The following is a 24,840-nucleotide window of genomic DNA, read 5'->3' on the forward strand; positions in this document are numbered from 1 at the left end:
GTTTGAGGACGAGGCCCGAAGGGCCGAAAAGGGGGGAGAGGGGGCGCAGCCCCCATAGGAAACCGCGCGCCCCCGGAGGGCTTACGCCCCGACCCGGACCGACAGGTCGTTGTCGACGGTGTAGTACGGCCCCACCTCGACGGAGTCGACCCGCGTCACCGGATACGTGAAGATCGGCTTCTTGTCGGCGACATCGTCGAGAAGCCGGGCGAGCCGAATCCGCGGGCCCTCCTCCCCGGCGGGCCGCAGCCACAGATCCCAGACCCCGTCCTCGGGCCCGAGCTCGGCGTACGGCAGGGAGAAGGCGAACCCGGAGTCCGAGGACCCGGCCACCCCCGGGCCCTCGGGCGCGAGCCCGGCCCGACGCACCCGCCCGGGCTCCCCCCGAAGCACCGCCTCGACATACCCGGCCCCGCCGAGCGAGGTCCCGTACACACGCCCCTGCGCGGTGAGCCCGCCGTCCGCGATGGACAGCTCACCGACCTCCGCGTGCGGCGCCCGCAACCAGCTCCGCACGGACAGATTGCCCTGCTTGGTGGCGTACGGAATGCGCACGGCGACATGCCCGCGGCTGCCGCTGGGCGCCCGGTCGACGAGCGAGCGCAGGTCGTTCACGCCGGGCATGAGCCGGCGCGGCTCCCCGCCCTCGACCTGGGCGTAGGCGTTCCAGCGCCCCTCGGGCAGTTCGACGCTGGAGGGCAGCGCGGCACGGAGCCGGCCGTCGGCGGCCGGGGTCAGCGGAAGGCGTACCTCGACGGCGGGGTCGGAGTCCCGCAGCCGCAGCAGCAGATGCGCGGCGCCTGCCTCGCCGGGGTCGGTGACGTCGAAGGTCAGCCCGCCCGCGGAGTCCGCGATGCAGTCGGCGCGCGGCGCGGGCGCCGACACCTCGGCGCCCGCGCCCTCCTTCGAGCCGTCCAGCGTGCCCCGTGTGAACACGGCCGTCATGCCAAGCGCCCCTTCGTCGGTACGGTCCGGCGGGCGTCCCGGACGGCGTACGCGCCGCCGAGCAGGGCCCCTCTCGCGCGGTGCATCGAGCCGCGCACCCGGCCGCCCACCGAACCGCTCCGCGTGAGCATGCCGTTGAACATGTCCTCGTAGCGCTCGGCGATCCGGGCCGGGTCGAAGCGCTCGGAGTCCTCGAGCGCGGCGCCCGCCATGCGCTGCCGCAGCGCGTCGTCGTTGATGAGTTCGAGCAGTCCGCCCGCGATCGCGTCGGCGTTGCCGACCTCGACGAGCCGGCCGTCGACGCCGTTGTCGATGATCTCGCCGGGCCCGTGCGGGCAGTCCGTGGCGACCACGGGAAGCCCGCAGCGCATCGCCTCCACGATGGTCATGCCGAACGATTCGAGGCTGGAGGTGACGGCCGCGATGGACCCCTTGGCCCACTCGGGCTCGATGGGGTGCGCGGGGCCCATGAGGAACACGTGGTTGTACAGGCCGAGGTCGTCGATCAGCTTGCGCAGCTTGTCCTTCTGCTTGCCGCCGCCGTAGATCCGCAGGCGCCAGTCGGGCCGCTCGCGCCGCACCTTGTCGAAGGCGCGGATCAGCAGATCGTAGCGCTTGACGGGGGCGAGCCTGCCGGCCGCGACGACCCACTTGTGGGAGCCGTCGGCGGGCTCGATGCCGGGCGCGGGCACCGGGTTCGGCACCGCCTGCACATGCACGCCGGGCAGCCGCATTCCCCTGCGGTACGCCTCCGCGTCGGCCTCGGTCGTCGTGGTCAGGACGTCCAGGCGCGGGTACACGCTGCGCAGTTGCAGGCGCAGTTCCTTGGTGTGGCTGTCGAGCGTGAGGTGCTCCTGGCCGACGCGGAGCACGCCGCGCCGGGCCTGGCGGGCGATGTGCACGTTCAGGCCGGGCCGGGTGCCGATGACGACGTCGGACCGCAGGGCGCCCAGGTGGGCCTCGATGCGCTGGTCGGTGAGGGCGTTGTACTGGCCGTAGCGGCCCTCGGCGCTGGGGAAGACCTTGGCCGGGGTCCGGTAGGCCTCGCTCTCGCCTTCGTATCCCGGGCTGTCCTTCCGTATGTCGACGAGGTGGCTCAGCCTGATCCGCGCGTCGGGGGTGAAGACCGGCTCGTCGCGGTGGCGCAGCACCGACACGATTTCGACGTCATGGTGCTCGGCGAGCGTGTTCGCCAGGTTGTACGTCGTCCGGATCGTCCCTCCGATCCCGTACGCGTTGTGAATCAGGAAAGAGATATGCATACGTCCCCGTATTCCGCGCTTCCCTGCGGACAGTCCGTCTCGTCCGCCTACCGAAGGGTTAGACGGGAATCTCAGGCCAAGGGTTGGGTCGAAAATCCGTCTTGTTCCGAAACGGACACCTGAACGTGAGCCGGAACCGGGAACTCCGTGACTGGTACACCCATCAGGGCTGGTAGGAGAGCTGTGGTACGTCGAAGCAGGTGCGGTTCATGTCGCCTTGTGTGACCCAGCCCTCATCGTCCTTCCAGCGGGCCACGGACACGCAGGTCTCGCGCTTCTGCGGCGGCTCGGACCGCCGTTCGTACGTCACGGGCAGCAGCAGGCCGTCCGCGTCGTACGGTTCGCCGCGGCTCATGAAGCGGTCGACGCAGGTCCGCGTGACCTCGCCCGCGGACGCCAGGCAGGACTTCGCCGCGTCCGTGAACCACATCGCGGCTGCCCAGCCCTCCAGTTGCCACTGGGAATGCGTCTTCTCCCCCTTGGTGGCGTCGCGGAACGCGCGCACGGCGGGATGGCCCGTGTCCTCGTAGTTGCGGCTCGATCCGGTGGCCCACAGGGCGTTGCGGCAGCGTGGCGCGTTCTCGTAGTCCTCGGCGACGGTGGATGACCAATTCTGGACGTTGGTGACCTTCGCGGTGACGTCCGCGCCGACGTCGTCCATCGCTTTGCAGAGCTGCGCGTTGCCGTGGGTGTCCATCGCGTCGAAGACGAGGTCGGCGTCCCGGTCCTTGAGGTCGGCGGCCACGGCCCGGAAGTTCGGCAGCGCGAAGTCGACCTGCTCGCTGACGACCTTGTAGCCCTCGGCCTCCAGGCCGCGCTTGACGAGCCGGGCGTACGCGGCCGACGCGGCCTGGTTGTAGGAGACGACGGCGGCGGTGCGGGCGCCGTGCTCGCGCTTGAAGTAGCGGTAGACCTCCGTGCCGCCGTACAGCTTGCCGTCCCAGCCCGGCTCGCCGTCGCGCGGGGCGAGGCTGCCGTAGATGCCGTACAGGTGCGGATAGGTGTCGTAGGCGGAGCCGATGGGCTGGCCGCCGATGTCGGGGACACCCGCCTTCGACACGCGCGGGGCGCCCGCGTAGTCGAGGGCGGTGGTGGCGACGAGGGCGACGACCTTCTTCTCGTCGAGCAGCTTGTGCACGCACTCGTTGTTGCCGACGCCGCTGCCGCCGTCGTCGCAGGTGTGCACCTCGACCTTCCGACCGCCGATACCGCCGCGGTCGTTGAGGCGCTCGAAGTAGGCCTTGGCGCCGTCGCGCGGCCCCGTGAACGCGGAGCCGCCGACCGGGCTGGTGGCGCTGGCGATCACGCCGACGCGCAGGGGCTCCCCCTGAGGTGTGCCGCGCGGCGCGCTCGGCCGCTCCTCGAAGTCGCTCTCCGGCAGCCGGCTCCCGCAGGCCGCGGCACCCAGGAGCGCGGCGGCCGTGAGGACGGCGAGCACCGCGCGCCGGGCGCGGCGGCCCCGGACATCGGCAGCCGGAGCCGGGCGCTCAGCAGCCGGGGCCGGGCGACGCATTGCCGCTCAGCTTCACCAGCGCGCACAGCGTCTTGACGGACACCTTCCAGGTGTCGTTCTGGTTCACGGACGTGCCGCTGGCGGTGGGCAGCGCCGTCGCGCCCTTCAGCGTCAGCGCGTACGTCACCTCGGCCTCGGTCGCGGAGGTGAACTCGACCTTGCCGACCTTCGCGCCGACCTGCTTGCCGCGCTCGTCCCCGCTGAAGCCCTGCAGGACCTGGCGCATCTTCGGGCCGTTCTCCAGGACGGCCTCCTTGTCCCGCAGGGACGTGGCCGGGTCGAAGAACTTCTCGAAGTTCTTCCGGATCTCCTTCTCGGCGGCCGCGGGGTCGGCGGGTTCGTTCCCGTCGGGCGCCGCGCTCGACGACGGCGACTCCGCGGGGCTCTTGTCCGTCTTCTCCACCGAGGGCTTCGGCGGTGCGTTGTCGTCTCCGCCGCCGCTGTCGTCACCGCAGGCCGCGGCGGCCGGGGCGATCAGCAGGACCGCGGCTGCCGCCAGGGCCGCGCTCCGTGGCCGTCCCCGCCGGGGATCGCTCCCCCGCCTGGGGCTTGTCCCGAGAACCATCTGGCTCACCACCGGGTGTCGGTCCGGGCGAAGAGCGCCCGGTGCTTTCAGGGTCAGCTTCCAGAAGGCATAGTGCAAGCCATCGGCTGACATGAACAGACCTGCCAGTAACAGACCTGTCTGACTTACGACGTCTCCCAAGGGGCCTCGATGCGGGCGGCACGAACGGATCGGCGATCTCCCACGGCGTCCTCGGCCGCCTCCCGCGCGGCCCGGCTGCGGGCGGTGCACCCGATGCTGTGGGCGGCGTTCGCGGCTCTCGCGACCGGGGCGGTGCTCTGCGTGATCGGCTGGTACGGCATCTCCGGCGAGCGCTTCGCCGAGCGACAGCTGCCCTACCTCGCGTCGTGCACGGTGCCCGGCGCCGCGCTGATCGTCGCGGGCGCTGTGCTCCTCGCGCACGGTCGCGGGGCGCTCGCGGCGGCGCGGGTCGAGGAGCTGTACGGGCTGCTCGTGACCGTCGAGGGCCCGGATCCGGCGGGCGCCCGCGCCGAGCGGGCCGCGGCGCCGGTCGCCACCAGCGACGACCTCCTGATCGTGCCCGGCGGCAAGCTCCTGCACCGCGCGGACTGCCCCCTGGTGTCCGGCAAGCCGGACGCGGTGCCGCCCAACGCGAGCGTCCTGCGGGCCGGCGACGCGGCCCCCTGCCCGATCTGCGCTCCCCCGCACACCCCCGTGGACTCGACCACCCCTGAGGCCTGACCCGGTGGCCTCCCTGAGCTACGACCTCACCCTGGCCGGGCTCTCCGTCGGCAGCGCCGCCGCCCTCACCGGCATCGGCCTGATCGTCACCTACCGCGCGACGGGCGTGCTCAACTTCGCGCACGGCGCCATCGCCATGCTGTGCGCCTATCTGCTGCGCCAGTTCACCGTCGAGTGGGACTGGCCGCTCTGGCTCGCCGCGGCCGTCACGCTCTTCGTCGTGGCGCCCGCGATCGGCCTCGTCCTCGAACGCGCCGTCTTCCGGCCGCTCGCCGTCCTCGGCGGCGACCCGGCGCAGACGCTGGTCGCGTCGATCGGCGTGTTCGTGCTCCTTGTCGGCGGGGCCGCGCTGATCTGGGGGCAGGGCGCCCGCGCCGACGTGCCCACGCTCGTCTCGGCGGACCCCTGGGGGCAGTTGGCGGCCGCCGTGGTGCTCGCGCTCGCCGTGTGGGCCGTCACGCGCTTCACCCGCTTCGGCGGCGAGCTGCGCGCCGTCGTCGACGACCGCCGCCTCGCGGTGCTCGCCGGGATCGACGCGGACCGGGTGGCGGCGGCGGGCTGGGCGTTCGGCTCGTTCACGGCAGGACTGACCGGCGTGCTGCTCGCTCCGTACGTACGTCTCGATCCGTACGGCATGCCGCTCCTGGTCATGGAGGTGGTGGCCGTCGCCGTGGCGGCGCGGATGCGGAACCTGCCGGTGGCCGTCGTCGTGGCGCTCGGCATCGGCGTGGCCCAGAGCCAGCTGACCCGGCTGCATCCGGCCGGCTGGCGCGAGCCTCTCCTCCAGGCCGTCGGCGCGAACCTGTTCGTGGTGGCGCTGCTGATCGCGGCGCTCGTGCTGCCGGGTGTGGGCCGGGGGGCCAAGGGGGACGCGCTGCCGCGCACCGCGACGGCCCGCATCCCCACGCCGCCGGGGGCGTGGATAGTGGCCGTCGTCCTCTTCCTCCTCCCCCTCGGCTTCGCGGGCTCGGACCTCACCACGTCCGTGCAGGTGCCCGCGCTCGGCGTCATCCTGCTCTCGCTGGTCGTGGTCACCGGCAGGGGCGGGCAGATCTCCCTGGGCCAGGCGGCGTACGCGGGCCTCGGCGCGCTCTTCACCGCGCTGCTCACCAACGGCCGCTTCCCCGGCCTGCCCGAACTGCCCGCGCTGCCCGCCCTCGCGGTGGCCGTGCTGCTCGTCGCCCCGCTCGGGCTGCTCACCGGCTGGCCCGCGATCAGCAGGCACGGCCTCGCCCTCGCCCTCGCGACGTTCGCCGTCGGGGTCGGCGTCAGCCGCTTCGTCTTCGCGCAGCCGTACGCCACGTCGGGCCTGAACCTCGGCCGCCCCGCGGGCTTCGGCGGCGACCGCGCGTACTACCTGCTCGAACTCCTCCTCCTCGGGGGCGCCCTGCTGCTCGTGGCCGCGCTGCGGCGGGGGCGTACGGGGCGGGCCCTCGCCGCGATGCGGGACCACGAGGCGGGGGCCGAGGCGGCCGGGGTGCCGGTGCGCACCCTGAAACTCGCCGCGTTCGTCATCGGCGCGGCCCTCGCCGCCCTCGGCGGCGGCATGCTCGGCATGGGCCTGCGCGCCTTCGACCCCACGGCGTTCGACCCCGTACGCGGCCTCCTGTGGTTCGCCGCCATCGTCGTCCTGGGCGCCGACAGCCTCCTGGGCGCGCTGCTCGCGGGAGCGCTCCTGGTCGGCCTCGACGCGGGCACCCGAGGCGGCGTAGCGGCAGCGGTCATCGGAATCCTCGCCATACTGATCGGCCGCTTCCCCGGCGGCCCGTACGAGGCCCTGCGCACGACGACACACCGCCTCCGCCGACGCCCCCGCCTCACCCCAGCCGGGGTGCGGGTCCGGGTCGCCCTGGCGGGAGCCGACCTGCCGAGCACCGCCCGCACCGAAGCGGCTGCCGCCGCCCCGCCCACCGCCTCCGCCGACACGGCCGCCGCCCCCGCTCCCGCTGTGGGCAGTCGTGCCGCAGGGCGGCACAAGTGGGCACAGCCCCCGGCGGACGGTGGCTTCGACGGCAGCGGTCAGCGAGCGGGGGCAGAGGCAGCGGGCGGCCGGACCCCCTCGCGCCCGGGGCGAGGGCCGGGGCAAGAAGCCGACCCTCCCCCGCCCCGGGCCCCCGTACTCGAGGCCCACGGCCTCTGGCTCGCGTACGACGGGTTCACCGCCCTGCGCGACGTCTCCCTCCTGGTGCCGCCCGGCCGGGTCACCGCCGTGGTCGGGCCCAACGGGGCCGGGAAGAGCAGCCTGTTCCACTGTCTGGCCGGGACGGTGCGGCCGGGACGGGGGCGGGTCACGTTCGCGGGGCGGGACATCACGCGGCTCCCCGCGCACGCGCGGACACGGGTGGGCGTGGCCCGCACGTTCCAGGAACTCGCCGTGTTCCCGACATTGAGCGTCGCCGAGAACGTACGCGTGGGCGCGGAACAGGGCCGGGTGCGCGACCCCGCCGCCCTGGACCGCGCGCTGCGCCTGTTCGAGCTGACCCCCGTGCGCGACCACCCCGCCGCGGACCTGCCCACCGGCACCCTGCGCCGCGTCGAACTGGCCCGCGCCCTGGCGGGCGACCCGCACGTCCTGCTCCTGGACGAGCCCGCAGCGGGCCTGGACACGGCCGAAGTGGCCACGCTCTCCCGGACCCTGCGCGCCCTCGCGGCGGACGGCACGGCCCTGCTGGTGGTGGAGCACGACCTGGACCTGGTGGCGGGCCTCGCCGACTCCGTGTACGTGATGACGGCGGGCCGCGTCGTCGCCTCGGGCCCGGCCGACCAGGTCCTGGAGGGTGCGTACACCGAGAGCGGGACGTACAGAGGGGGCGAAGCCCCATGAGCCTGCTGGAACTGCGCGCGGCCCGCGTGCGCTACGGCCCCCTGGAGGCCCTGCACGGCGTGACCCTCGCCGCCCCCGCCCCCGGCCTGACCGTCCTCCTCGGCCGCAACGGCTCCGGCCGCACCACCGCGCTGCGCGCCCTGGCAGGCGCCGTCCGGCTGTCCGGGGGCGCCGTCGTCTGGGACGGCGCCGACGTCACCCGGCTGCCCGCGCACGAACGCGCCCGCCGCGGCCTGTGCTTCGTGCCGGACCGCAGAGCCGTCTTCGGCTCGCTCACGGTCCGCGAGAACCTGGAACTGGCGCACGCGGGCGGCGACTTCTCCCCCGCCCTGGACGCGTACCCCGAACTGCGCCCCCTGCTCGCCCGCCGCGCGGGCACCCTGTCCGGCGGCGAGCAGCGCATGCTGGCCCTCTCCCGCGCCCTCCTGTCACACGCGCGCGTGGTCCTGGTCGACGAACCCGCCCAGGGCATGTCCCCGACGGTGGCGTCCCGTACGTACGACCTCCTGCGGGACCTGCACGCGTGCGTGGTCGTCGCCGAACAGCGGCTGCCGCCCGGCCTGCGCGAGCGCGGCGACCGGACGGCGGTGGTGTACGAACTGCGCCGCGGCGAGATCGTCTTCGCCGGGGAGGCGGCGGAACTGCCGACGGAAGGTCAGACTGCCTCACCGGAGTGAGAGGGTGTCACCTCGCTTCACTTCACTTCACCTCACCGGGATGACAAGCACCGTCCCGGGCGCGAGCCGGTTCGGAAGCGGGCCAACCACCTTCCGGTTGGCCTGATACAGCGCCTGCCAGCCGCCCTCGACCTGGTGGCGCCGCGCGATGGAGCTGAGCGTCTCGCCGCGCCGGACGACGTGCGTGATCCGCACCGGCAGCAGCGCGTCCCCGTCGAGGCCCGCCGCCAGGACCTTCTTGGAGCAGACGGGCCAGGCCTTCCAGCCCTGCTTGCGCAGCACCTTCTGGGCCACCAGGATCTGCTGCTCGCGGGTGGCGAGGTCCGCGCGCGGGGCGTGGGCGAGGCCGCCGAACTCCACCCAGGTGGGGTGGTAGAACTGCAGCCCGCCGTAGAAGTTGTTCCCGGTGTTGCTGTCCCAGCGGCCGTTGCTCTCGCAGTGCGCGAGGCACGTCCAGGGCCCGTCGGCACGGGAGCAGTCGTACGTGTATTTCGTGACCTCGGCGCCCGGCAGCGGCGGCGGCGCCGACGACGCGGCGGCCGAGGGCGCGAGGAGCGAGAGGGCCGCCGTGGCGAGCAGCGCCACGGACGGAGACCCAGGACGAAGGCGAACAGGACGAAGGCGAAGACGCGTGTTCGACATCGGGTCACGCTAGGCACCACCCCGGCGGCCCGGACCCCTGCCGCGCCGCCGCCGAGGCGGCCCCACCCGGTCGGACGACGAGGTGGGGCCGCCACAGGCCGTGGCAGAGACCCGTCAGAGCGAGAGCCGCTGCCCGGGCACGATCACGTCCGGGTCACCGCCGATGACCGCACGGTTGGCCGCGAAGATCTGCTGCCAGCTGGTGCCGTGCGCCGCCGCGATGCGGCTGAGCGTGTCACCGGACCGGACGGTGTAGCCGCCCGAACCCGTCTCGCCGCGCGTGCCCCGGTCGCTCCGGGCGGGCGCGCGGTACTGCGGAGCGGGCTGCTCCGGGGCCGCCTTCGGCGCGGCGGGCCGTGGCGCCGCCTGCCTCGGGGCGGCGGGCCGCTCGGGAGCGGCCGCGCCGGGAGCGGCACCCTGCGCGCCGGCCCGTGCCGAGCAGGACGGCCACGCGCCCCAGCCCTGGGCGCGCTGCACCTTCGCCGCGACGGCGATCTGCTGTGCCTTGGACGCCTGCGCGGCCGTCGGCGCATAGGCCGTGCCGCCGTACGCCCGCCAGGTCCCGGCGGAGAACTGGAGTCCTCCGGAGTAGCCGTTACCCGTGTTGATCTGCCAGTTCCCGCCGCTCTCGCAGCGGGCGATCCGGTCCCACACTCCGCTGTCCGCGGCGGCCTGGCCGCTCGCGGCAAGCAGTGCAAGGGGCGCGAGGAGCGCGGCCGAACCGAGCACTGCCGTCCTGCGAATGTACTGGGGACGAACGGACATGAATTTCCCTCTCCAAGGACCCGGGCTCCCCCTGACTCCCGCGGGCCCCACGCGCTTCCGACGCCGGGGTCCCGCCGAGCCCCGCCCGCCGAAGAGCAGCGGACGTACCCGAGCGGTGCTCGCTGCACACGGCGGTGGAATCTACGAGCGTGCTCGCCCGCTTTCAACCGAGTCCTTGTCATTCCAGGCCAGTTGCCTGTTACCGAGGGTATCGTCGAGTTTCGGACACCCGCTTAATTCTCCGATTTCCGCATTTACGGCCCCATCGCCGAATCGATCTGTGACTCACCTCACCGGCCCAACTTCCGTGCAGCCAGCACCCGTTGGCGCGGAGTGACAGATTCCGCCCCACAACTCACGCTCCGCTTCGGATAGTTCAATTCCGTTCCCCCGCATGCGTGACTTGCACCACTGATCGCCCGTTGTCTCCTTTATGAGCCGGGCACCACCCGGACACCCCACGCATCGATTCCGAGGAGCCACCCGTGCCGCGCATGCTCGACCTCAGCGACGAGGTACGCGCCGAGATCGGCGATGAAGAAGCAGACCGCCTGCTCGCCGGAGAGAACGCCCCGGGCGCCTACGACTGCACCTCCTGTCGCACCCCGGGCGACTCGGAGCGCGAGCGCACCAGCACGGTCCTGTTCATCGGCGACGAAACCGCCGTGCTCGCCTTCGCCCACGCCGCCTGCCTGCCCTCCCAGATCGTCGAGGTCGCCGAGGAGCAGCTCCAGGGCGCCGTCCGCGCGATCACCGGCTCCGCCGACGAGGGCGCCCAGGGCCCCGGCGGCTCCCGGGGCGCGCCCGAGCAGGCCGTGCTCGGCGTCACCAGCGGCCTCGTCCTCATCGAGGGCGAGCTGCGGCCCGCGCTCGTCGTCGAGCCGACCGGGCCGATCGCCCGCCCCGGCGCCGCGCCCGGCGGCGGCGGCGACGAGTTCTTGCAGCTCCTGATCGAGCAGAACTTCCATCCCGTGACCTCGCTGGACGGCGTGCCGCCGACGGTGCACGGCTGGTCGGTGCTGCTCGCCATGGGCCAGCTGCACGCCATCCTGCAGCCCGGCACCGGCGGCGGCCCCCAGGTCGCCTGGTGGCAGGCGCACCAGCCGCTGCAGGTCACCGAGGGCTGGCGGGCCGCGGCCAACAAGCTGCAGTCGGTGCTCCTGTTCGCGGCGCCCGCGGGCTCCATCGGCCGCCAGCCCCGCGAGGACCTGCTGCGCGACGCCCTGGACCGGGCGGCGGCGCGCGGTCAACTGGTCGCCTGCGGCATGCCGTTGGCCGGTACGTGAGCGCGGTCCGCGCGCCGGGTGCGCGAACGCCATCCGGCGCGCGGACGGCCACGCGGCGGCAACTGCCGCCTACCAGGCGAATGGGGCGGTTTTCCCCGCATCCGTCCGGCTCCGGGGTCGTTGGCCCAGACGTGCACGCATACGACCCCTCAGCCCACCGGCCGTACCAGAGCCCCATCCCGTCCATGCGCATGGCGCAGGACACCTCGGGGACCCAGTCGGCCACGCCGATCTACGACGCGCTGTACTCGGAGTATCTGCGGGCGTTCCGCGCCCTGCCCGGCGACCGGACCGGCGAGGAGGAACTGCGGTTCAACGCCTTCGGCACCAGGCCGTACGGCATGCACCACAGCACCGGCCAGCACGACGCGCGGTACGACGCGCGCCACCTGCCCCGGCACGACCACCGTCACGACCCGCGCCACGACCCGCGCCTCGACCCCCGGCACGATCCCCGGCACGACCCGCGGCACAACCCCTTCCACGTCGCCCGCTACGGCCAGCCCACCCAGGCCGACCACACCGGCTACGGCCAGCTCTTCCCGGCCGCGCTCCCGCCGGGCCCGCGCCGCGAGCGCTGACCGCGCGCACCGCGGCGCTCCCCCACAAAGCCGATGCCCGGCCTTCCCCGTGGAAGGCCGGGCATCGTCGCGTACGCGCTCTCGGGCGCGGGCCGCTACTTCTTCTTCTGGGTCTTCTGGCCGCGCTTCTCGCGCACCCGCACCGAGATGTGGATCGGCGTGCCCTCGAAACCGAACTCCTCGCGGAGCCTGCGCTCCACGAAGCGGCGGTAGCCGTGCTCGATGAAGCCCGACGCGAAGAGCACGAACCGCGGCGGCTTCGTGCCCGCCTGGGTGCCGAACAGGATGCGCGGCTGCTTGCCGCCGCGGACCGGGTGCGGGTGGGCGGCGACGAGCTCGCCGAGGAAGGCGTTCAGGCGGCCGGTCGGCACGCGCGTCTCCCAGCCCGCAAGCGCCGTCTCGATGCCCGGGACCAGCTTCTCCATGTGCCGGCCGGTGCGCGCCGAGACGTTCACCCGCGGCGCCCAGGCGACCTGCGCGAGCTCCGTCTCGATCTCGCGCTCCAGGTAGTAGCGGCGCTCCTCGTCGAGGGTGTCCCACTTGTTGTACGCGAGGACGATCGCGCGGCCCGCCTCCACCGCCATCGTGACGATGCGCTGGTCCTGCACGCTGATCGACTCGCTGGCGTCGATCAGGATGACGGCGACCTCCGCCTTCTCGACGGCGGCGGCGGTGCGCAGCGAGGCGTAGTAGTCGGCGCCCTGCTGGAGGTGGACGCGCTTGCGGATGCCCGCCGTGTCGACGAACTTCCAGGTGACGCCGCCGAGTTCGATCAGCTCGTCGACCGGGTCGCGGGTCGTGCCCGCCAGTTCGTTGACGACGACGCGCTCTTCGTTCGCCACCTTGTTGAGCAGGGACGACTTGCCGACGTTCGGGCGGCCGATGAGGGCGATGCGGCGGGGGCCGCCGACGGCCGTGCCGAAGGACTGCGCGGGCGCCTCGGGCAGGGCCTCCAGGACGGCGTCCAGCATGTCGCCGGTGCCGCGGCCGTGCAGCGCGGAGACCGGGTGCGGCTCGCCGAGGCCGAGGGACCACAGCATCGCCGCGTCCGCCTCGACGGAGGGGCCGTCGACCTTGTTGGCGCACAGCACGACGGGCTTGCCCGCCTTGCGCAGGAGGCGCACGACGGCCTCGTCGGTGTCCGTCGCGCCGACGGTGGCGTCCACGACGAAGACGACGGCGTCGGCCGCCTCGATCGCGTACTCCGCCTGGGCGGCCACGGACGCGTCGATGCCGAGGACGTCCTGCTCCCAGCCGCCGGTGTCGACGACCTTGAAGCGGCGGCCCGCCCACTCGGCCTCATAGGTGACGCGGTCGCGGGTGACGCCCGGCTTGTCCTCGACGACGGCCTCGCGGCGGCCGATGACGCGGTTCACGAGCGTCGACTTGCCGACATTGGGGCGGCCGACGATCGCGAGCACCGGCAGCGGGCCGTGCCCGGCCTCCTCGATGGCGCCCTCGACGTCCTCGGCGTCGAAGCCCTCCACGGCGGCGAGCTCCATGAACTCCGCGTACTCGGCGTCGCCAAGCGCACCGTGGTCGTGCTCGACGTGCTCGGCCGAGCCCTCGCCCTCGGGCTGGATGTGGTCGTTCATGAAGTCCGTACCTCGTTGCTCATCGTGGTGATCGGTGGTCGGGCACGCGCCCGGCCACTACTGGAAGTCTTACTCAGCGCCCGGTCAGGCGCCTGGCGTTCTCCAGGTGGGCGGTGAGCCGCTCCTGGATGCGCACGGTGGCCTCGTCGAGCGCCTTGCGGGTGCGCCGCCCGCTGCTGTCGCCCGCCTCGAAGGGGTCTCCGAAGACCACGTCGACGCGGCTGCGCAGCGGCGGCAGGTGCCGTATCAGGCGCCCGTCGCGCTCCGTGCTGCCCAGTACGGCCACGGGGACGATCGGCGCCCCGGAGCGCACCGCGAAGTACGCGAGGCCCGCGCGCAGCGAGGCGAAGTCGCCGTCGCCCCGGGTGCCCTCGGGGAAGATCCCGAGGACGCCGCCCTCGCGCAGCACGGCGAGCGCGTCCGTGATCGCCGTGCGGTCGACCGTCGAGCGGTCGACCTGGAGCTGGCCGATGCCCCGCAGGAACGGGCCGAGCGGCCCGACGAACGCTTCCTTCTTGATCAGGAAGTGCGTCGGCCGGGGCGCCACGCCCATGACCATGGGACCGTCGACGTTGTGCGAGTGGTTCACGGCGAGGATCACCGGGCCGGCCGCGGGGACCCGCCAGGCGCCCAGGACGCGCGGCTTCCACAGGCCGTACATGAGGCCCACGCCGATGCGTCGGCCGACGTCGGCGCCGCGTACGGAGGGAGCTGCACGCTCGGCGGAGGCCGCGTGCGCGGAGGCGGCTCCGCGCTCGCCGGGAACCTTGCTCACTTTCCGGCCCGCTTCTCCTCGACGAGCGTGACGACGCACTCGATGACCTGCTGCAGTGTGAGCTCGGTCGTGTCCACCTCGACCGCGTCGCCGGCCTTGGCCAGCGGGGAGGTCTTGCGGCTCGAGTCGGCGGCGTCCCGCTTGATGAGGGCCTCGCGGGTGGCGGAGACGTCGGCGCCCTTCAGCTCGCCGGAGCGGCGGGCGGCGCGGGCCTCCGGGGACGCCGTCAGGAAGATCTTGAGGTCGGCGTCGGGCAGCACCGTGGTGCCGATGTCACGGCCCTCGACGACGATGCCGTCCTGCGCGGCCGCGGCGATGGAGCGCTGCAGCTCGGTGATCCGCGTACGCACCTCGGGGACCGCGCTGACCGCGCTCACCTTGGACGTGACCTCGCCCGTGCGGATCGGGGCCGCGACGTCCGTGCCGTCGACGGTGATCGTCGGGGCGGCCGGGTCCGTGCCCGAGACGATCTCCGGCTTGCCCGCCGCGGCGGCGATGGCGGACGGGTCCGTGAGGTCGATGCCGTTGTGCACCATCCACCACGTGATCGCGCGGTACTGGGCGCCGGTGTCCAGGTAGCTCAGGCCGAGCTGGGCCGCGACGGCCTTGGACGTGCTGGACTTCCCCGTGCCGGAGGGCCCGTCGATGGCGACGATCACGGGAGCCGGGCCTGCGGCGGAGGTGTTTTCCACGGATTCCACGGGGAGCGGACACCTTTCTCGGTGCGGGGGACGGGGTGGGCGCCGATTCGGCGCCCCGCACAAGGTTACTGGCTCCCGGGCTTCCCTCTTGCGGCCCCTCGACAGGGCCGCTCTCCGCTCCGTTCCCGGCCCCGCCCCCGCACGGCCTCACTGCCGCAGGGACCACCCGCGCTCGCGCAGCGCCGCCGCGAGCCCGGTCGCGGCCTGCGGCTCGACCATGAGCTGGACGAGGCCCGCCTGCTGGCCGGTGGCGTGCTCGATGCGGACGTCCTCCACGTTGACCCCGGCGCGCTCGGCGTCGGCGAAGATGCGGGCGAGCTGGCCGGGCTGGTCGTCGATGAGAACCGCCACGATCTCGTACGCGGTGGGGGCGGTGCCGTGCTTGCCGGGGACGCGGGCCTGCCCGGCGTTGCCCCGCCGCAGCACGCCCTCGACGCCCGCGGCGCCGTCCTGCCGCTTGGACTCGTCGGCCGACTGCAGGCCGCGCAGCGCGGTGACCGCCTCGTCCAGGTCGGCGGCGACCTCCGCGAGCAGGTCGGCGACCGGTCCTGGGTTGGCGGAGAGGATGTCGATCCACATCCGCGGGTCGGACGCCGCGATCCGGGTGACGTCACGGATGCCCTGGCCACACAGGCGTACCGCCGTCTCCTCGGCGTTCTCCAGGCGGGCCGCGACCATGCTGGCGACGAGGTGCGGCATGTGGGAGACGAGCGCGACCGCCCGGTCGTGGGCGTCCGCGTCCATGACGACGGGCACGGCCCGGCACAGCGCGACCAGTTCGAGCGCGAGGTTCAGGACCTCGGTGTCGGTGTCCCGCGTCGGGGTGAGCACCCAGGGCCGCCCCTCGAAGAGGTCCGCCGAGGCGGCCAGGGGTCCGCTGCGCTCGCGGCCGGACATCGGGTGCGTACCGATGTACGCCGTCAGGTCGAGCCCGAGGGACTCCAGGTCGCGGCGTGGTCCGCCCTTGACGCTGGCCACGTCGAGGTAGCCGCGCGCGACCCCGCGCCGCATGGCGTCGGCGAGCGTGGCGGCGACGTGCGCCGGGGGCACCGCGACCAGGCACAGGTCGACGGGCCCGTCCGGGGCCTCGCTCGTGCCGGCACCGAGCGCGGCTGCGGTGCGCGCCTGCTCGGGGTCGTGGTCGGCGAGGTGGACGGTGACACCGCGGCGCGCCAGGGCCTGCGCGGCCGAGGTGCCGATGAGGCCGGTGCCGATGACGAGGGCGGTTCTCACTGGGCGATGTCCTTGCGAAGGGCGGCGGCCGCGCCGACGTAGACGTGGGAGATCTCGGACCGGGAGCGGCCCGACTCGATGTGGGCGAGCAGCCGCACGACGCGCGGCATGGCGCCTTCGATGTCCAGCTCCTGCGCACAGATCAGCGGTACGTCGGCGAGACCGAGGCCGCGCGCCGCGGCTGCCGGGAAGTCGCTGTGCAGGTCGGGGGTCGCCGTGAACCAGATGGAGATCAGGTCGTCGGCGGTGAGGCCGTTGCGTTCGAGGACGGTCGTGAGGAGCTCACGGACCCGCTCGCTCATGTGGTCGGCCGTGTCCCGGTCCAGTTGGACGGCGCCCCGCACCGCTCGTACCGCCACCGTGCTGCTCCTCGCTCGCGTGCGCTCTTCTTTCTGTACGGCAAGGGTAGTCAGGCCCCCGGACACGCGTGCACGGCGCCCGTCTGCCGAGACGGCCGCCGCGCACCTCGCGTCCGGCTCAGAGTTGCTGCTGGCGGATGATGTCCTCCAGGGACCCGGACGGCACCGCGCCGATGGGCGTCAGCTTGTCGACGGTCTCGGGCAGGACCTGGGCGATCTGGTCCGCGGCCTGTTCGGGCGAGATGCCCGCCTGCTCGGCCGCCTGCTGGAGCGCGTCGTCGGGCACCGCCTGCCGGACCTGCTCGCCGGTCACCGGCTGGTTGTCGCCACTGCCCACCCACGACTGGGCCTGGTCGGTGAGCCCGGCCTTGGTCAGTCCGTCCAGGAGCCCGCCGAGCGGGTTGTTGCCGCCGCCGTTCTTGCTCATCAGTGCGCCGAGCAGCGCGCCGAGGATGTTGGCGCCGCCTCCGGACGCGGCCCCGCCCTGCTGGCCGCCCCCGCCGAGGAGGCCGCCCAGAAGACCGCCCAGATCGTTACCCGCCATGGTCGTACTGCCTTTCGGTTCAGTGGCCGGGCCCCGCCCGCGGGGGCAGGGGCCCCGGACCCTGCCAATGTCACCCGCAGCGACGCGCCCCGCCACTTGGAGCAACCGGCGCGAGACCCACCCGCACCACGGGCGCACAGCCTCCGTGCGCCCCTGGACGCCGGGGTGCGGGTCGGCTTGCATGGAGAGGCAGTCCACGCGCCTCGGGGGGCACGTATGAAGCGCTCAGGACCCTTGTTCACGCTGCTCGCGGGGCTCGTGTTGGCCCTGTTCATGCTGTCGGTCAACGCGACGACGGGGACGGGCAGTTCGTCGTACTCGGACGCCCCGTCCGGCACGTCCGAACCGACCGCGTCACCCACCACCGGCGCCCCGGGCGACCGTCCGAAGCCCGGCCGCACCGCCACCCCCACGCCTTCTCCCACACCCACGAAGAAGCCCCCGGCCGACGGCCGGTACACGGGCCGGACGGACGACGACTCGGCCTCGGTCGCCATCACGCTCCGTGACGGCGAGGCGGTGGCGTATTTCTGCGACGGCCGCGCCACGGAGTCCTGGCTGAAGGGCGACGTCGAGGACGACGGGTCGATGCGCCTGACCGGCAAGCACGGCGCGAAGCTCGACGGCCGGCTCACCGGCGACGGCGCCAGGATCGGCGGCACCGTCGAGATCCGCGGGAAGTCGTGGAAGTTCACCGCCCCGAGGGCCAAGAAGCCGTCCGGTCTCTACCGCGCGACGAGCGAGGTGCGCGGCGAGAAGGTCGACGGCGGCTGGATCGTCCAGCCCGACGGCAGCCAGGTCGGCATCCTCACCCGCGACGGCGAGCCCGCGAAGGCCCCCCGGCTCGACCCGGACACCGGCACCGTCGTCCTGGACGACGGCGGCCGCCTCACCGCCCGCCCCGTCGTGCCCTGAGCACCCCGGCCGCCGCACCCCGCACCCCACACGCCCCGGCCCGCATCCGCCCGCCCCCGACCCGGGAGGCCCCATGAGCGTCGACCCGAACGCCCCCACCCAGGGCGGTTTCCCCGTGCCGCCGCACGCGGGCGGCCCGCCCCGCCCGCACCCGGCCCGCTATCTGGTGCCCGCGCTCGTCGCGGCCGCCGTCGCGGTCGGCCTCGGGGCGTACGGAAAAGTCCACGACCCCGAGGGCACCGCCTTCAACCTGGCGGGCTTCAGCAGCACCAGCGCCGTCAAGTCCTGGCTCGGCACGACCGCGCTCGGCTTCGCGCTGCTCCAGGTCGTCTCGGCCCTCATGGTGTACGGCAGGCTGCCGGGCCCGTCCTGGTCGGCGGGGCTGCACCGCTGGTCGGGCCGGATCGCGTTCCTGGTGGCGGTGCCGGTCGCGGTGCACTGCCTCTACGCCCTCGGCTACCAGACGTACTCCACGCGCGTGCTGTGGCACTCGCTCCTCGGCTGCTTCTTCTTCGGCGCGTTCAGCGCCAAGATGCTGCTGCTCCGCTCGGAGAAGCTGCCCGGCTGGCTGCTGCCGGTGGTGGGCGGGCTTGTCTTCGCGGTGCTCACGGTGGTGTGGCTGACGTCGGCGCTGTGGTTCTTCCGTACGTTCGGAGTGACGACGTGAGCGGCGGGCGGCGGGCGCCGGGGCGCCCCACACGGCGTACGGCGCTCGCGGCCGGTGCGCTGGCCGCCGCAGCGGCGACCGGGTGCGCGAAGTACGGCGACGAGGGCGCGGCGGACCCGGAGCCGCCGCCCGGCGCCCCGGACGCCGCCGAGTCCTCGCCCGCCTCGCCGGGTGCGAGCGGGAAGAAGCCGCCCGCCGGTCCCGAGCTGGCGAGGACCGCCGACATCCCGGTCGGCGGCGGCAAGGTCTTCGGCGCCGAGAAGGTCGTCGTGACGCAGCCCGCCGAGGGCGAGTTCAAGGCCTTCTCGTCGGTGTGCACGCACCAGGGCTGCACGGTGCGCGAGGTCGACGGCGGCACCATCAACTGCCCGTGCCACGGCAGCAGGTTCCGGGTCGCGGACGGGGCGGTCGCGGGCGGCCCTGCGCCGCGCCCGCTGCCGCCGCGGGACATCGCCGTACGCGGAAATTCGATCCGTCTCACCTGACGAACGCCGTACGCTCCCGGGCATGAACACACCGCCGGGCCCGCAGGACACCCTCGACCCCCAGGGCGCGCCGCGCCCGCACGACCTGGTGCGCGATCACACGATCTACGCCTGTGTCATGGGTTCGCGGGCCTTCGGCCTGGCCACCGACGACAGCGACACCGACCGCCGCGGCGTCTTCCTCGCGCCGACCCCGCTGTTCTGGCGCTTCGAGAAGCCGCCGACGCACGTGGACGGGCCGGCCGACGAACAGTTCAGCTGGGAGCTGGAACGCTTCTGCGAGCTCGCCCTGCGCGCCAACCCGAACATCCTGGAGTGCCTGCACTCCCCGCTCGTCGAGCACGCCACCGACACCGGCCGCGAACTGCTCGCGCTGCGCGCCGCGTTCCTGTCCCGCCAGGCCCACGAGACCTTCGCGGGCTACTCCTTCAGCCAGCGCAAGAAGCTCGACCAGGACGTACGCGCCTACGGCGTCCCGCGCTGGAAGCACGCCATGCACCTGCTGCGGCTGCTCACGTCGTGCCGCGACCTGCTGCGCACCGGCGAGCTGACGATCGACGTCGGCGACCAACGCGAGCCGCTGCTCGCGGTCAAGCGGGGCGAGGTGCCCTGGGCCGAGGTGGAGTCCTGGATGGCCCGGCTCGCGGCGGAAGCCGAAACGGCGGCGGCCCGGTCTCCGCTACCGCCGGAGCCGGACCGCCGCCGTGTCGAGGACTTCCTGTTCCGGGTGCGACGGGATTCGGCGCTCCAGAACTGAGAGCCTGCCTTTGAACCCCCGCCGCACCCGTGCGTCCTACAGGTCGACTTCCTTCATCAGCATGCCGACCTCGGTGTTGGACAGGCGGCGCAGCCAGCCCGACTTCTGGTCGCCGAGGGTGATCGGGCCGAAGGCGACGCGCACCAGCTTGTCGACGGGGAACCCGGCCTCGGCGAGCATGCGGCGCACGATGTGCTTGCGGCCCTCGTGCAGGGTCACCTCGACCAGGTAGTTCTTGCCGGTCTGCTCGACGACGCGGAAGTGGTCCGCCTTCGCGTACCCGTCCTCCAGCTGGATGCCGTCCTTGAGCTGCTTGCCCAGGTCGCGCGGGATCGGGCCGACGATGTGCGCGAGGTAGACCTTCTTCACGCCGTACTTCGGGTGGGTCAGGCGGTGGGCCAGCTCACCGTGGTTGGTGAGCAGGATGACGCCCTCGGTCTCGGTGTCGAGCCGGCCGACGTGGAACAGGCGCGTCTCACGGTTGTTCGTGTAGTCGCCGAGGCACTGGCGCCCTTCGTTGTCCTCCATGGTGGAGACGACACCGGCGGGCTTGTTCAGCGCGAAGAACTGGTACGACTGCGTGGCCACGGTCAGGCCGTCGACCTTGATCTCGTCCTTCTCCGGGTCGACGCGCAGGCCCTGCTCCATGACGATCTCGCCGTTGACCTCGACGCGGGCCTCGTCGACCAGCTCCTCGCAGGCACGCCGCGAGCCGTAGCCCGCGCGGGCGAGGATCTTCTGCAGCCGCTCGCCCTCCTGCTCGGCGCCGGGGAAGGTCTTGGGCGGGCTGACCTTCGGCTTGCCCGCGTACCGCTCGCGGTTACGCTCCTCGGCCCGCGTCTCGTACTCGCGCGAGTACGCCGGGGCCGGGCGGCCGCGACCGGCGCCGCGCTGCTCCTGGCCGCGCTTGGGGCCGCCCTTGGCCCCGCCGCGCGCCGAGGCGCCGCGGCCCGACTTCGGGCCTTCGTGGGTGCCGCCGGGGCCCACGTCGTAGCGACGCTCCTCGGGGCGGGGCTTGCTGGGGCGGCCGCTGCCCTGCTTGTCGTCGCGGTCGTTGCCGGCGCCGCGGAAGTTCCCACGGGCGCCGCCGCCACCGCTGTCGCCGCGGCCACCGCCCGTGGGACGACCGCCGCTGTTACTGCGGCCGCCACCGCCACCGCCACCGCTGGGGCGACCGCCGCTGTTGCCGCGACCGCCACCGCTGGGGCGGCCGCCACTGTTGCCGCGGCCGCCGCTGTTGCCACCACGGCTCCCGCCGTTGTTTCCGCTGCTGTTCCTGCCGCTGCTGCTTCGCATCAAATGTCCGTCTTAGTCGTCTGCGTCCTCGTAACCCGGCGCATCGGGTGCGTCCGGGTCGAACGACGGGACACCCTCCAGGGTCTCCCCCTCGATCGCGTCCGCCTCGGGGAGGAAGGGCGCGAGCTCGGGGAGCTCGTCCAGGCCGCGCAGGCCCATCCGCTCCAGGAAGTAGTTCGTCGTCCTGTACAGGATCGCACCTGTTTCGGGTTCCGCGCCCGCCTCCTCCACCAGACCCCGCTGGAGGAGGGTCCGCATGACCCCGTCACAGTTCACTCCGCGCACCGCGGAGACCCGCGAGCGGCTGACCGGCTGGCGGTAGGCGACGACGGCGAGCGTCTCCAGGGCCGCCTGGGTGAGCCGGGCGTGCTGCCCGTCCAGGACGAAGCCCTCGACCGCCGGCGCGTACGCGGGGCGCGTGTAGTACCGCCAGCCGCCCGCGACCAGGCGCAGCTCGAAGCCGCGGCCCTGCACGGTGTACTCGTCGGCGAGCTCCCGCAGCGCGTCGGCGACGGCCCGCCGCGGCCGCTGCAGGATCTTGGCCAGGTGCTCCTCGGTCGCGGGCTCGTCCACGACCATGAGGACGGCCTCCAGGGCGGGCTTGAGGTCGAGCCCGGCGACTGCGGACCCGAGGTCGCCCACGGGGCTCCCGGAACTGTCCTCCGCACTGTTCTGGGTGGACACAGCACTCACGGCTTCTTCTCCTCCTCCGGCTCGGGTGCCCGGTCGAACTCGTCCGTCACGGTCGGCTCCGCCTCGCCGTCCCCGCCCGTCCAGCGGACCATGAGGTCGCCGAGGGCCTCCTCCTGCTCCAGGGCGACGGCTTTCTCCCGGTACAGCTCCAGGAGGGCCAGGAAGCGGGCCACGACGGTGAGGGTGTCGTCCGGGCCCAGTTCCTCGATCAGGACCCGGAAGCTGGCCTCGCCGTGCTCCTTGAGCCGCGCCACGACCACGCCCGCCTGCTCGCGCACGCTCACCAGCGGCGCGTGGATGTGGTCGACGTACACCTGTGGCTTGGGCTTGGGCAGCATCGCCTTCACGGCGAGCCTGGCGAACCCCTCGGGGCCGATGCTGATGACGACTTCCGGGAGCAGCTCGGCGTGGTGCGGCTCCAGGCCCACGGTCCGGGGATAGCGCCGCGCCTCCTCGTCGAGCCGCGCGGTGAAGATGTCGGCGATCTGCTTGTACGCGCGGTACTGGAGCAGCCGCGCGAACAGCAGGTCGCGGGCTTCGAGCAGGGCGAGGTCGGCCTCGTCCTCGACCTCGGCGGTGGGCAGCAGCCGCGCCGCCTTCAGGTCGAGCAGGGTGGCGGCGACCACGAGGAACTCGGTCGTCTGGTCCAGGTCCCAGTCCGGCCCCATCGCCCGGATGTGCGCCATGAACTCGTCGGTCACCTTGGAGAGCGCGACCTCGGTGACGTCCAGCTTGTGCTTGGAGATGAGCTGGAGCAGCAGGTCGAAGGGGCCCTCGAAGTTCGCGAGCCGAACCTTGAACCGCCCGTCGTCGGGCTCGGGATCAGGCTGCGCCTCAGCCGCCGCTTCCGGTACGTGAGGCTCTTCCTGTACGTGAGGTTCCTCGGGTACAGGTACGCCCTCGGGCTCCGGTTCCACCGGAGCCGACCCGGGACCGCGCCCCAGCGCTCGTCGGCGTGCGGGGGGCGGTGCGGATCCGTCGTTCGCGGAGTTCACAGAATTCGCGGCGGTCGTGGACATTACGCGGAAAGGTACCGCTACCGCCCACGCAGCCGTCGTACGAGAATGCTCGCGTCCCCGCGCGATTCGAGGTCGGCGAGCACGACGGCCACCGCCTCCCGCACGATGCGCCCGCGGTCCACCGCGAGCCCGTGCTCACCGCGCAGCACGAGGCGCGCGTGCTCGAGGTCCATGAGTTCCTCGGCGGAGACGTACACGGTGATCTTCTCGTCGTGCCGCTCGCGGCCGCTGGGCCGCCGGTTGGCGGCGCGGGCCCGGCGCCGCGCCTGCGCGGGCGTGTCGCCGGAGGCGTTGGCGGACTTGCCGCCCGGCGCGGAGCCGGCAGAACCTTCCTGCGCCGACCGCCGCCCCGAGCCCTTCCCGGCGTCCGTGCCGGACGCCGAGCGGCTGCGCGACGGAGCGCCGGACTCCGCGTCCGCCGCGGTGTGTTCGGCGTTGACGGCGTTGTCGGAGGAATCCTCGTCCCCTCGCGAGGCGGAGGACTCCTCGGCGGCCGCTTCGTCGCTCTCGCCCGCCGGTGCGGGCACCCTCGCCTCGCCGTTCGCCTGGCGCCGCGGCGACGACGCCTGCAGCGCCATCCCCCCGGTCGTGCGGAACAGTTCGTCGGCCCCCGGCAGACTCACTCGGCGTGACACCGGGCGAGCACCTCCCTGGCGAGCTGGCGATAGGCTGCCGCGCCCACCGAGTTGGAGGCGTACGTCGTGATCGGCTCACCGGCGACCGTGGTCTCCGGGAAGCGCACGGTGCGCCCGATGACCGTGTGGTAGACGTGATCGTCGAACGCCTCGACCACGCGCGCGAGGACCTCGCGGCTGTGCACCGTGCGCGAGTCGTACATCGTCGCGAGGATGCCGTCGAGCTCCAGGTCGGGGTTGAGCCGCTCCTGGACCTTCTCGATCGTCTCGGTGAGCAGCGCGACACCGCGCAGCGCGAAGAACTCGCACTCCAGGGGCACGATCACCTTGTGGGCCGCCGTGAGCGCGTTGACCGTGAGCAGGCCGAGCGAGGGCTGACAGTCGATCACGATGTAGTCGTAGTCGGCCATCAGCGGCTTGAGCGCGCGCTGGAGCGTGGACTCGCGCGCGACCTCGCTGACCAACTGCACTTCGGCGGCCGAGAGATCGATGTTGCTCGGCAGCAGGTCCATGTTGGGGACCGCGGTCTTGAGCAGCACCTCGTCCGCCGACATGCCCCGCTCCATGAGCAGGTTGTAGACGGTGAGGTCGAGCTCCATCGGGTTCACACCCAGACCCACCGAGAGCGCGCCCTGCGGGTCGAAGTCGACGAGCAGCACCCGGCGCCCGTACTCCGCAAGCGCCGCGCCCAGGTTGATGGTCGACGTGGTCTTGCCGACGCCGCCCTTCTGGTTGCACATCGCGATGATCTTCGCGGGCCCGTGGTCGGTCAACGGCCCCGGAATCGGGAAGTACGGCAGCGGCCGTCCCGTGGGACCGATGCGCTCACGGCGCTGACGGGCAGCGTCCGGGGCGAGCGTGGCCGCGTACTCGGGATCGGGCTCGTACTCCGCGTCGGGGTCGTAGAAGTGACCCTGGGGCAGTTCCTCGTAGTCGGCGAGAGGGGTGGGGGTGGTGTTCTCGCCACTCCGGTCGCCGGCCATGGCGTTCACGTGATGGCCATCCATGCTCTGGGGTGCAGACGGTGTCGGCTTCGGACTCTGGCGGGCTTCGAAGGTGCGGACAGCGACGGAGCCGACAGCCTGGAGCCCGACGGGGCCTTGGCCTCGTCCAGCCATTCCTGGTTGACCACCCCCGGGAGCAAATGTCGACTCATTCACAAGTCGTCTTACCTCCTTGGTGACCAGGAAATTTCTAGATAGGTCAGCGTGGCACCATGCCGACGGTTGGCGACTCTATGGCGTGTCACCACTCCGCAGCAACACAATCCGCCGGACCCGGCCCGATGTGTCGGCAATGGAACATCCCGATGTCAAGGGTGCACTGCATCGCATCGCCGCGTTTGCCTGGTGGACGAATCGCCCAAATGTTTACGTTCAAGGCGAGTTGAGCGAGTGTACGCCC

Annotated in this window: 25 protein-coding genes and 1 pseudogene; 9 read left to right on the forward strand and 17 right to left on the reverse strand. The window is 73.1% G+C overall.

The genetic code is table 11. From position 1 onward, the window contains the following. Window positions 1–81: 81 nt before the first annotated feature. From IEY91_RS37355 to IEY91_RS37370, 4 genes and pseudogenes are all read right to left on the reverse strand, one after another. Window positions 82–945: a hypothetical protein gene (locus IEY91_RS37355; protein ID WP_229697487.1), complete on the reverse strand. Its 864-nt coding sequence runs from the start codon at window positions 943–945 to the stop codon at window positions 82–84. 209 nt (window positions 946–1,154) lie between these two features. After that, window positions 1,155–2,207, reverse strand: a pseudogene (locus IEY91_RS37360) (glycosyltransferase family 4 protein); the annotation flags it as partial. 163 nt (window positions 2,208–2,370) lie between these two features. Further along, window positions 2,371–3,720 (reverse strand): ABC transporter substrate-binding protein, encoded by a 1,350-nt coding sequence (locus IEY91_RS37365; RefSeq protein WP_229697488.1) that lies wholly within the window; start codon window positions 3,718–3,720, stop codon window positions 2,371–2,373. Then, window positions 3,695–4,285, reverse strand: a complete 591-nt coding sequence (locus IEY91_RS37370; protein ID WP_189177330.1) for an MTB12 C-terminal domain-containing protein — start codon at window positions 4,283–4,285, stop codon at window positions 3,695–3,697. The genes IEY91_RS37365 and IEY91_RS37370 overlap by 26 nt, the downstream gene beginning before the upstream one ends. A 150-nt stretch (window positions 4,286–4,435) precedes the next feature. Between IEY91_RS37370 and IEY91_RS37375 the strand changes: the two genes are divergently transcribed. Genes IEY91_RS37375 through IEY91_RS37385 form a run of 3 tightly spaced genes read left to right on the forward strand, consistent with a single transcriptional unit; the run spans window position 4,436 to window position 8,488 of the window. After that, window positions 4,436–4,987, forward strand: a complete 552-nt coding sequence (locus IEY91_RS37375; protein ID WP_229697489.1) for a hypothetical protein — start codon at window positions 4,436–4,438, stop codon at window positions 4,985–4,987. 4 nt (window positions 4,988–4,991) lie between these two features. Next, entirely contained in the window at window positions 4,992–7,811 is a 2,820-nt protein-coding gene (locus IEY91_RS37380) for an ABC transporter permease subunit (protein WP_189177331.1), read from the forward strand. Continuing rightward, window positions 7,808–8,488, forward strand: a complete 681-nt coding sequence (locus tag IEY91_RS37385) for an ABC transporter ATP-binding protein (protein ID WP_189177332.1) — start codon at window positions 7,808–7,810, stop codon at window positions 8,486–8,488. Before IEY91_RS37380 ends, IEY91_RS37385 begins: the two co-directional genes overlap by 4 nt. 27 nt (window positions 8,489–8,515) lie before the next feature. Here IEY91_RS37385 and IEY91_RS37390 read toward each other — a convergent pair whose 3' ends face one another. Next, entirely contained in the window at window positions 8,516–9,073 is a 558-nt protein-coding gene (locus tag IEY91_RS37390; protein WP_229697490.1) for a LysM peptidoglycan-binding domain-containing protein, read from the reverse strand. 171 nt (window positions 9,074–9,244) lie between these two features. Then, a complete protein-coding gene (locus IEY91_RS37395) occupies window positions 9,245–9,895 on the reverse strand; it encodes a LysM peptidoglycan-binding domain-containing protein (protein ID WP_189177334.1) in 651 nt (216 codons plus the stop codon). Between the two features lie 485 nt (window positions 9,896–10,380). On the opposite strand from IEY91_RS37395, the gene IEY91_RS37400 reads away from it, so the two are divergent. Both IEY91_RS37400 and IEY91_RS42155 read left to right on the forward strand, forming a co-directional pair. After that, window positions 10,381–11,181, forward strand: coding sequence for a DUF8842 C-terminal domain-containing protein (locus IEY91_RS37400; protein WP_189177335.1), 801 nt, complete (start codon window positions 10,381–10,383; stop codon window positions 11,179–11,181). A 185-nt stretch (window positions 11,182–11,366) separates the two neighbouring features. Beyond that, the gene (locus IEY91_RS42155; protein WP_373288108.1) at window positions 11,367–11,762 is read left to right on the forward strand and encodes a hypothetical protein; all 396 of its coding nucleotides are present in this window, start codon (window positions 11,367–11,369) and stop codon (window positions 11,760–11,762) included. A 95-nt stretch (window positions 11,763–11,857) separates the two neighbouring features. On the opposite strand, the gene der is transcribed toward IEY91_RS42155, so the two are convergent. The 6 genes from der to IEY91_RS37435 form a co-directional block, all read right to left on the reverse strand. Continuing rightward, on the reverse strand, window positions 11,858–13,357 hold the full coding sequence (der, locus tag IEY91_RS37410; RefSeq protein WP_164326155.1) for a ribosome biogenesis GTPase Der: 1,500 nt from the start codon (window positions 13,355–13,357) through the stop codon (window positions 11,858–11,860). A gap of 73 nt (window positions 13,358–13,430) precedes the next feature. Continuing rightward, the gene (locus IEY91_RS37415) at window positions 13,431–14,171 is read right to left on the reverse strand and encodes a lysophospholipid acyltransferase family protein (protein ID WP_229697492.1); all 741 of its coding nucleotides are present in this window, start codon (window positions 14,169–14,171) and stop codon (window positions 13,431–13,433) included. Beyond that, entirely contained in the window at window positions 14,129–14,791 is a 663-nt protein-coding gene (gene cmk / locus IEY91_RS37420) for a (d)CMP kinase (RefSeq protein ID WP_164328655.1), read from the reverse strand. The genes IEY91_RS37415 and cmk overlap by 43 nt, the downstream gene beginning before the upstream one ends. A gap of 189 nt (window positions 14,792–14,980) precedes the next feature. Continuing rightward, on the reverse strand, window positions 14,981–16,066 hold the full coding sequence (locus tag IEY91_RS37425; RefSeq protein WP_164326153.1) for a prephenate dehydrogenase: 1,086 nt from the start codon (window positions 16,064–16,066) through the stop codon (window positions 14,981–14,983). Further along, entirely contained in the window at window positions 16,063–16,425 is a 363-nt protein-coding gene (gene aroH, locus IEY91_RS37430) for a chorismate mutase (protein WP_189177337.1), read from the reverse strand. The genes IEY91_RS37425 and aroH overlap by 4 nt, the downstream gene beginning before the upstream one ends. A 118-nt stretch (window positions 16,426–16,543) precedes the next feature. Beyond that, on the reverse strand, window positions 16,544–17,038 hold the full coding sequence (locus tag IEY91_RS37435) for a YidB family protein (protein ID WP_373288111.1): 495 nt from the start codon (window positions 17,036–17,038) through the stop codon (window positions 16,544–16,546). Window positions 17,039–17,185: 147 nt separating this feature from the next. Between IEY91_RS37435 and IEY91_RS37440 the strand changes: the two genes are divergently transcribed. The 4 genes from IEY91_RS37440 (at window position 17,186) to IEY91_RS37455 (ending at window position 19,793) form a co-directional block, all read left to right on the forward strand. Then, entirely contained in the window at window positions 17,186–17,884 is a 699-nt protein-coding gene (locus IEY91_RS37440; RefSeq protein WP_189177339.1) for a hypothetical protein, read from the forward strand. Between the two features lie 73 nt (window positions 17,885–17,957). Then, entirely contained in the window at window positions 17,958–18,551 is a 594-nt protein-coding gene (locus IEY91_RS37445; RefSeq protein WP_189177340.1) for a DUF6529 family protein, read from the forward strand. After that, entirely contained in the window at window positions 18,548–19,036 is a 489-nt protein-coding gene (locus tag IEY91_RS37450; RefSeq protein WP_189177341.1) for a Rieske (2Fe-2S) protein, read from the forward strand. The genes IEY91_RS37445 and IEY91_RS37450 overlap by 4 nt, the downstream gene beginning before the upstream one ends. Window positions 19,037–19,058: 22 nt before the next feature. Continuing rightward, on the forward strand, window positions 19,059–19,793 hold the full coding sequence (locus IEY91_RS37455; RefSeq protein WP_189177342.1) for a nucleotidyltransferase domain-containing protein: 735 nt from the start codon (window positions 19,059–19,061) through the stop codon (window positions 19,791–19,793). A gap of 36 nt (window positions 19,794–19,829) precedes the next feature. Here IEY91_RS37455 and IEY91_RS37460 read toward each other — a convergent pair whose 3' ends face one another. From IEY91_RS37460 to IEY91_RS37480, 5 genes are read right to left on the reverse strand one after another with little or no spacing between them, the layout of a single operon-like run. Next, window positions 19,830–21,089, reverse strand: coding sequence for a pseudouridine synthase (locus IEY91_RS37460; protein WP_189177343.1), 1,260 nt, complete (start codon window positions 21,087–21,089; stop codon window positions 19,830–19,832). A 12-nt stretch (window positions 21,090–21,101) separates the two neighbouring features. After that, window positions 21,102–21,731 (reverse strand): SMC-Scp complex subunit ScpB, encoded by a 630-nt coding sequence (gene scpB / locus IEY91_RS37465; protein WP_164328654.1) that lies wholly within the window; start codon window positions 21,729–21,731, stop codon window positions 21,102–21,104. A 47-nt stretch (window positions 21,732–21,778) separates the two neighbouring features. Next, window positions 21,779–22,801, reverse strand: a complete 1,023-nt coding sequence (locus IEY91_RS37470; RefSeq protein WP_229697493.1) for a segregation/condensation protein A — start codon at window positions 22,799–22,801, stop codon at window positions 21,779–21,781. Window positions 22,802–22,818: 17 nt separating this feature from the next. Further along, on the reverse strand, window positions 22,819–23,436 hold the full coding sequence (locus IEY91_RS37475) for a hypothetical protein (RefSeq protein WP_164326144.1): 618 nt from the start codon (window positions 23,434–23,436) through the stop codon (window positions 22,819–22,821). Then, complete coding sequence (locus IEY91_RS37480) at window positions 23,421–24,554, reverse strand: ParA family protein (protein ID WP_164326143.1); 1,134 nt, start codon at window positions 24,552–24,554, stop codon at window positions 23,421–23,423. Before IEY91_RS37480 ends, IEY91_RS37475 begins: the two co-directional genes overlap by 16 nt. Between the last annotated feature and the right edge of the window lie 286 nt (window positions 24,555–24,840).

It is taken from the genome of Streptomyces lasiicapitis, from assembly GCF_014646335.1.
Taxonomy (GTDB): Bacteria; Actinomycetota; Actinomycetes; order Streptomycetales; family Streptomycetaceae; genus Streptomyces; species Streptomyces lasiicapitis.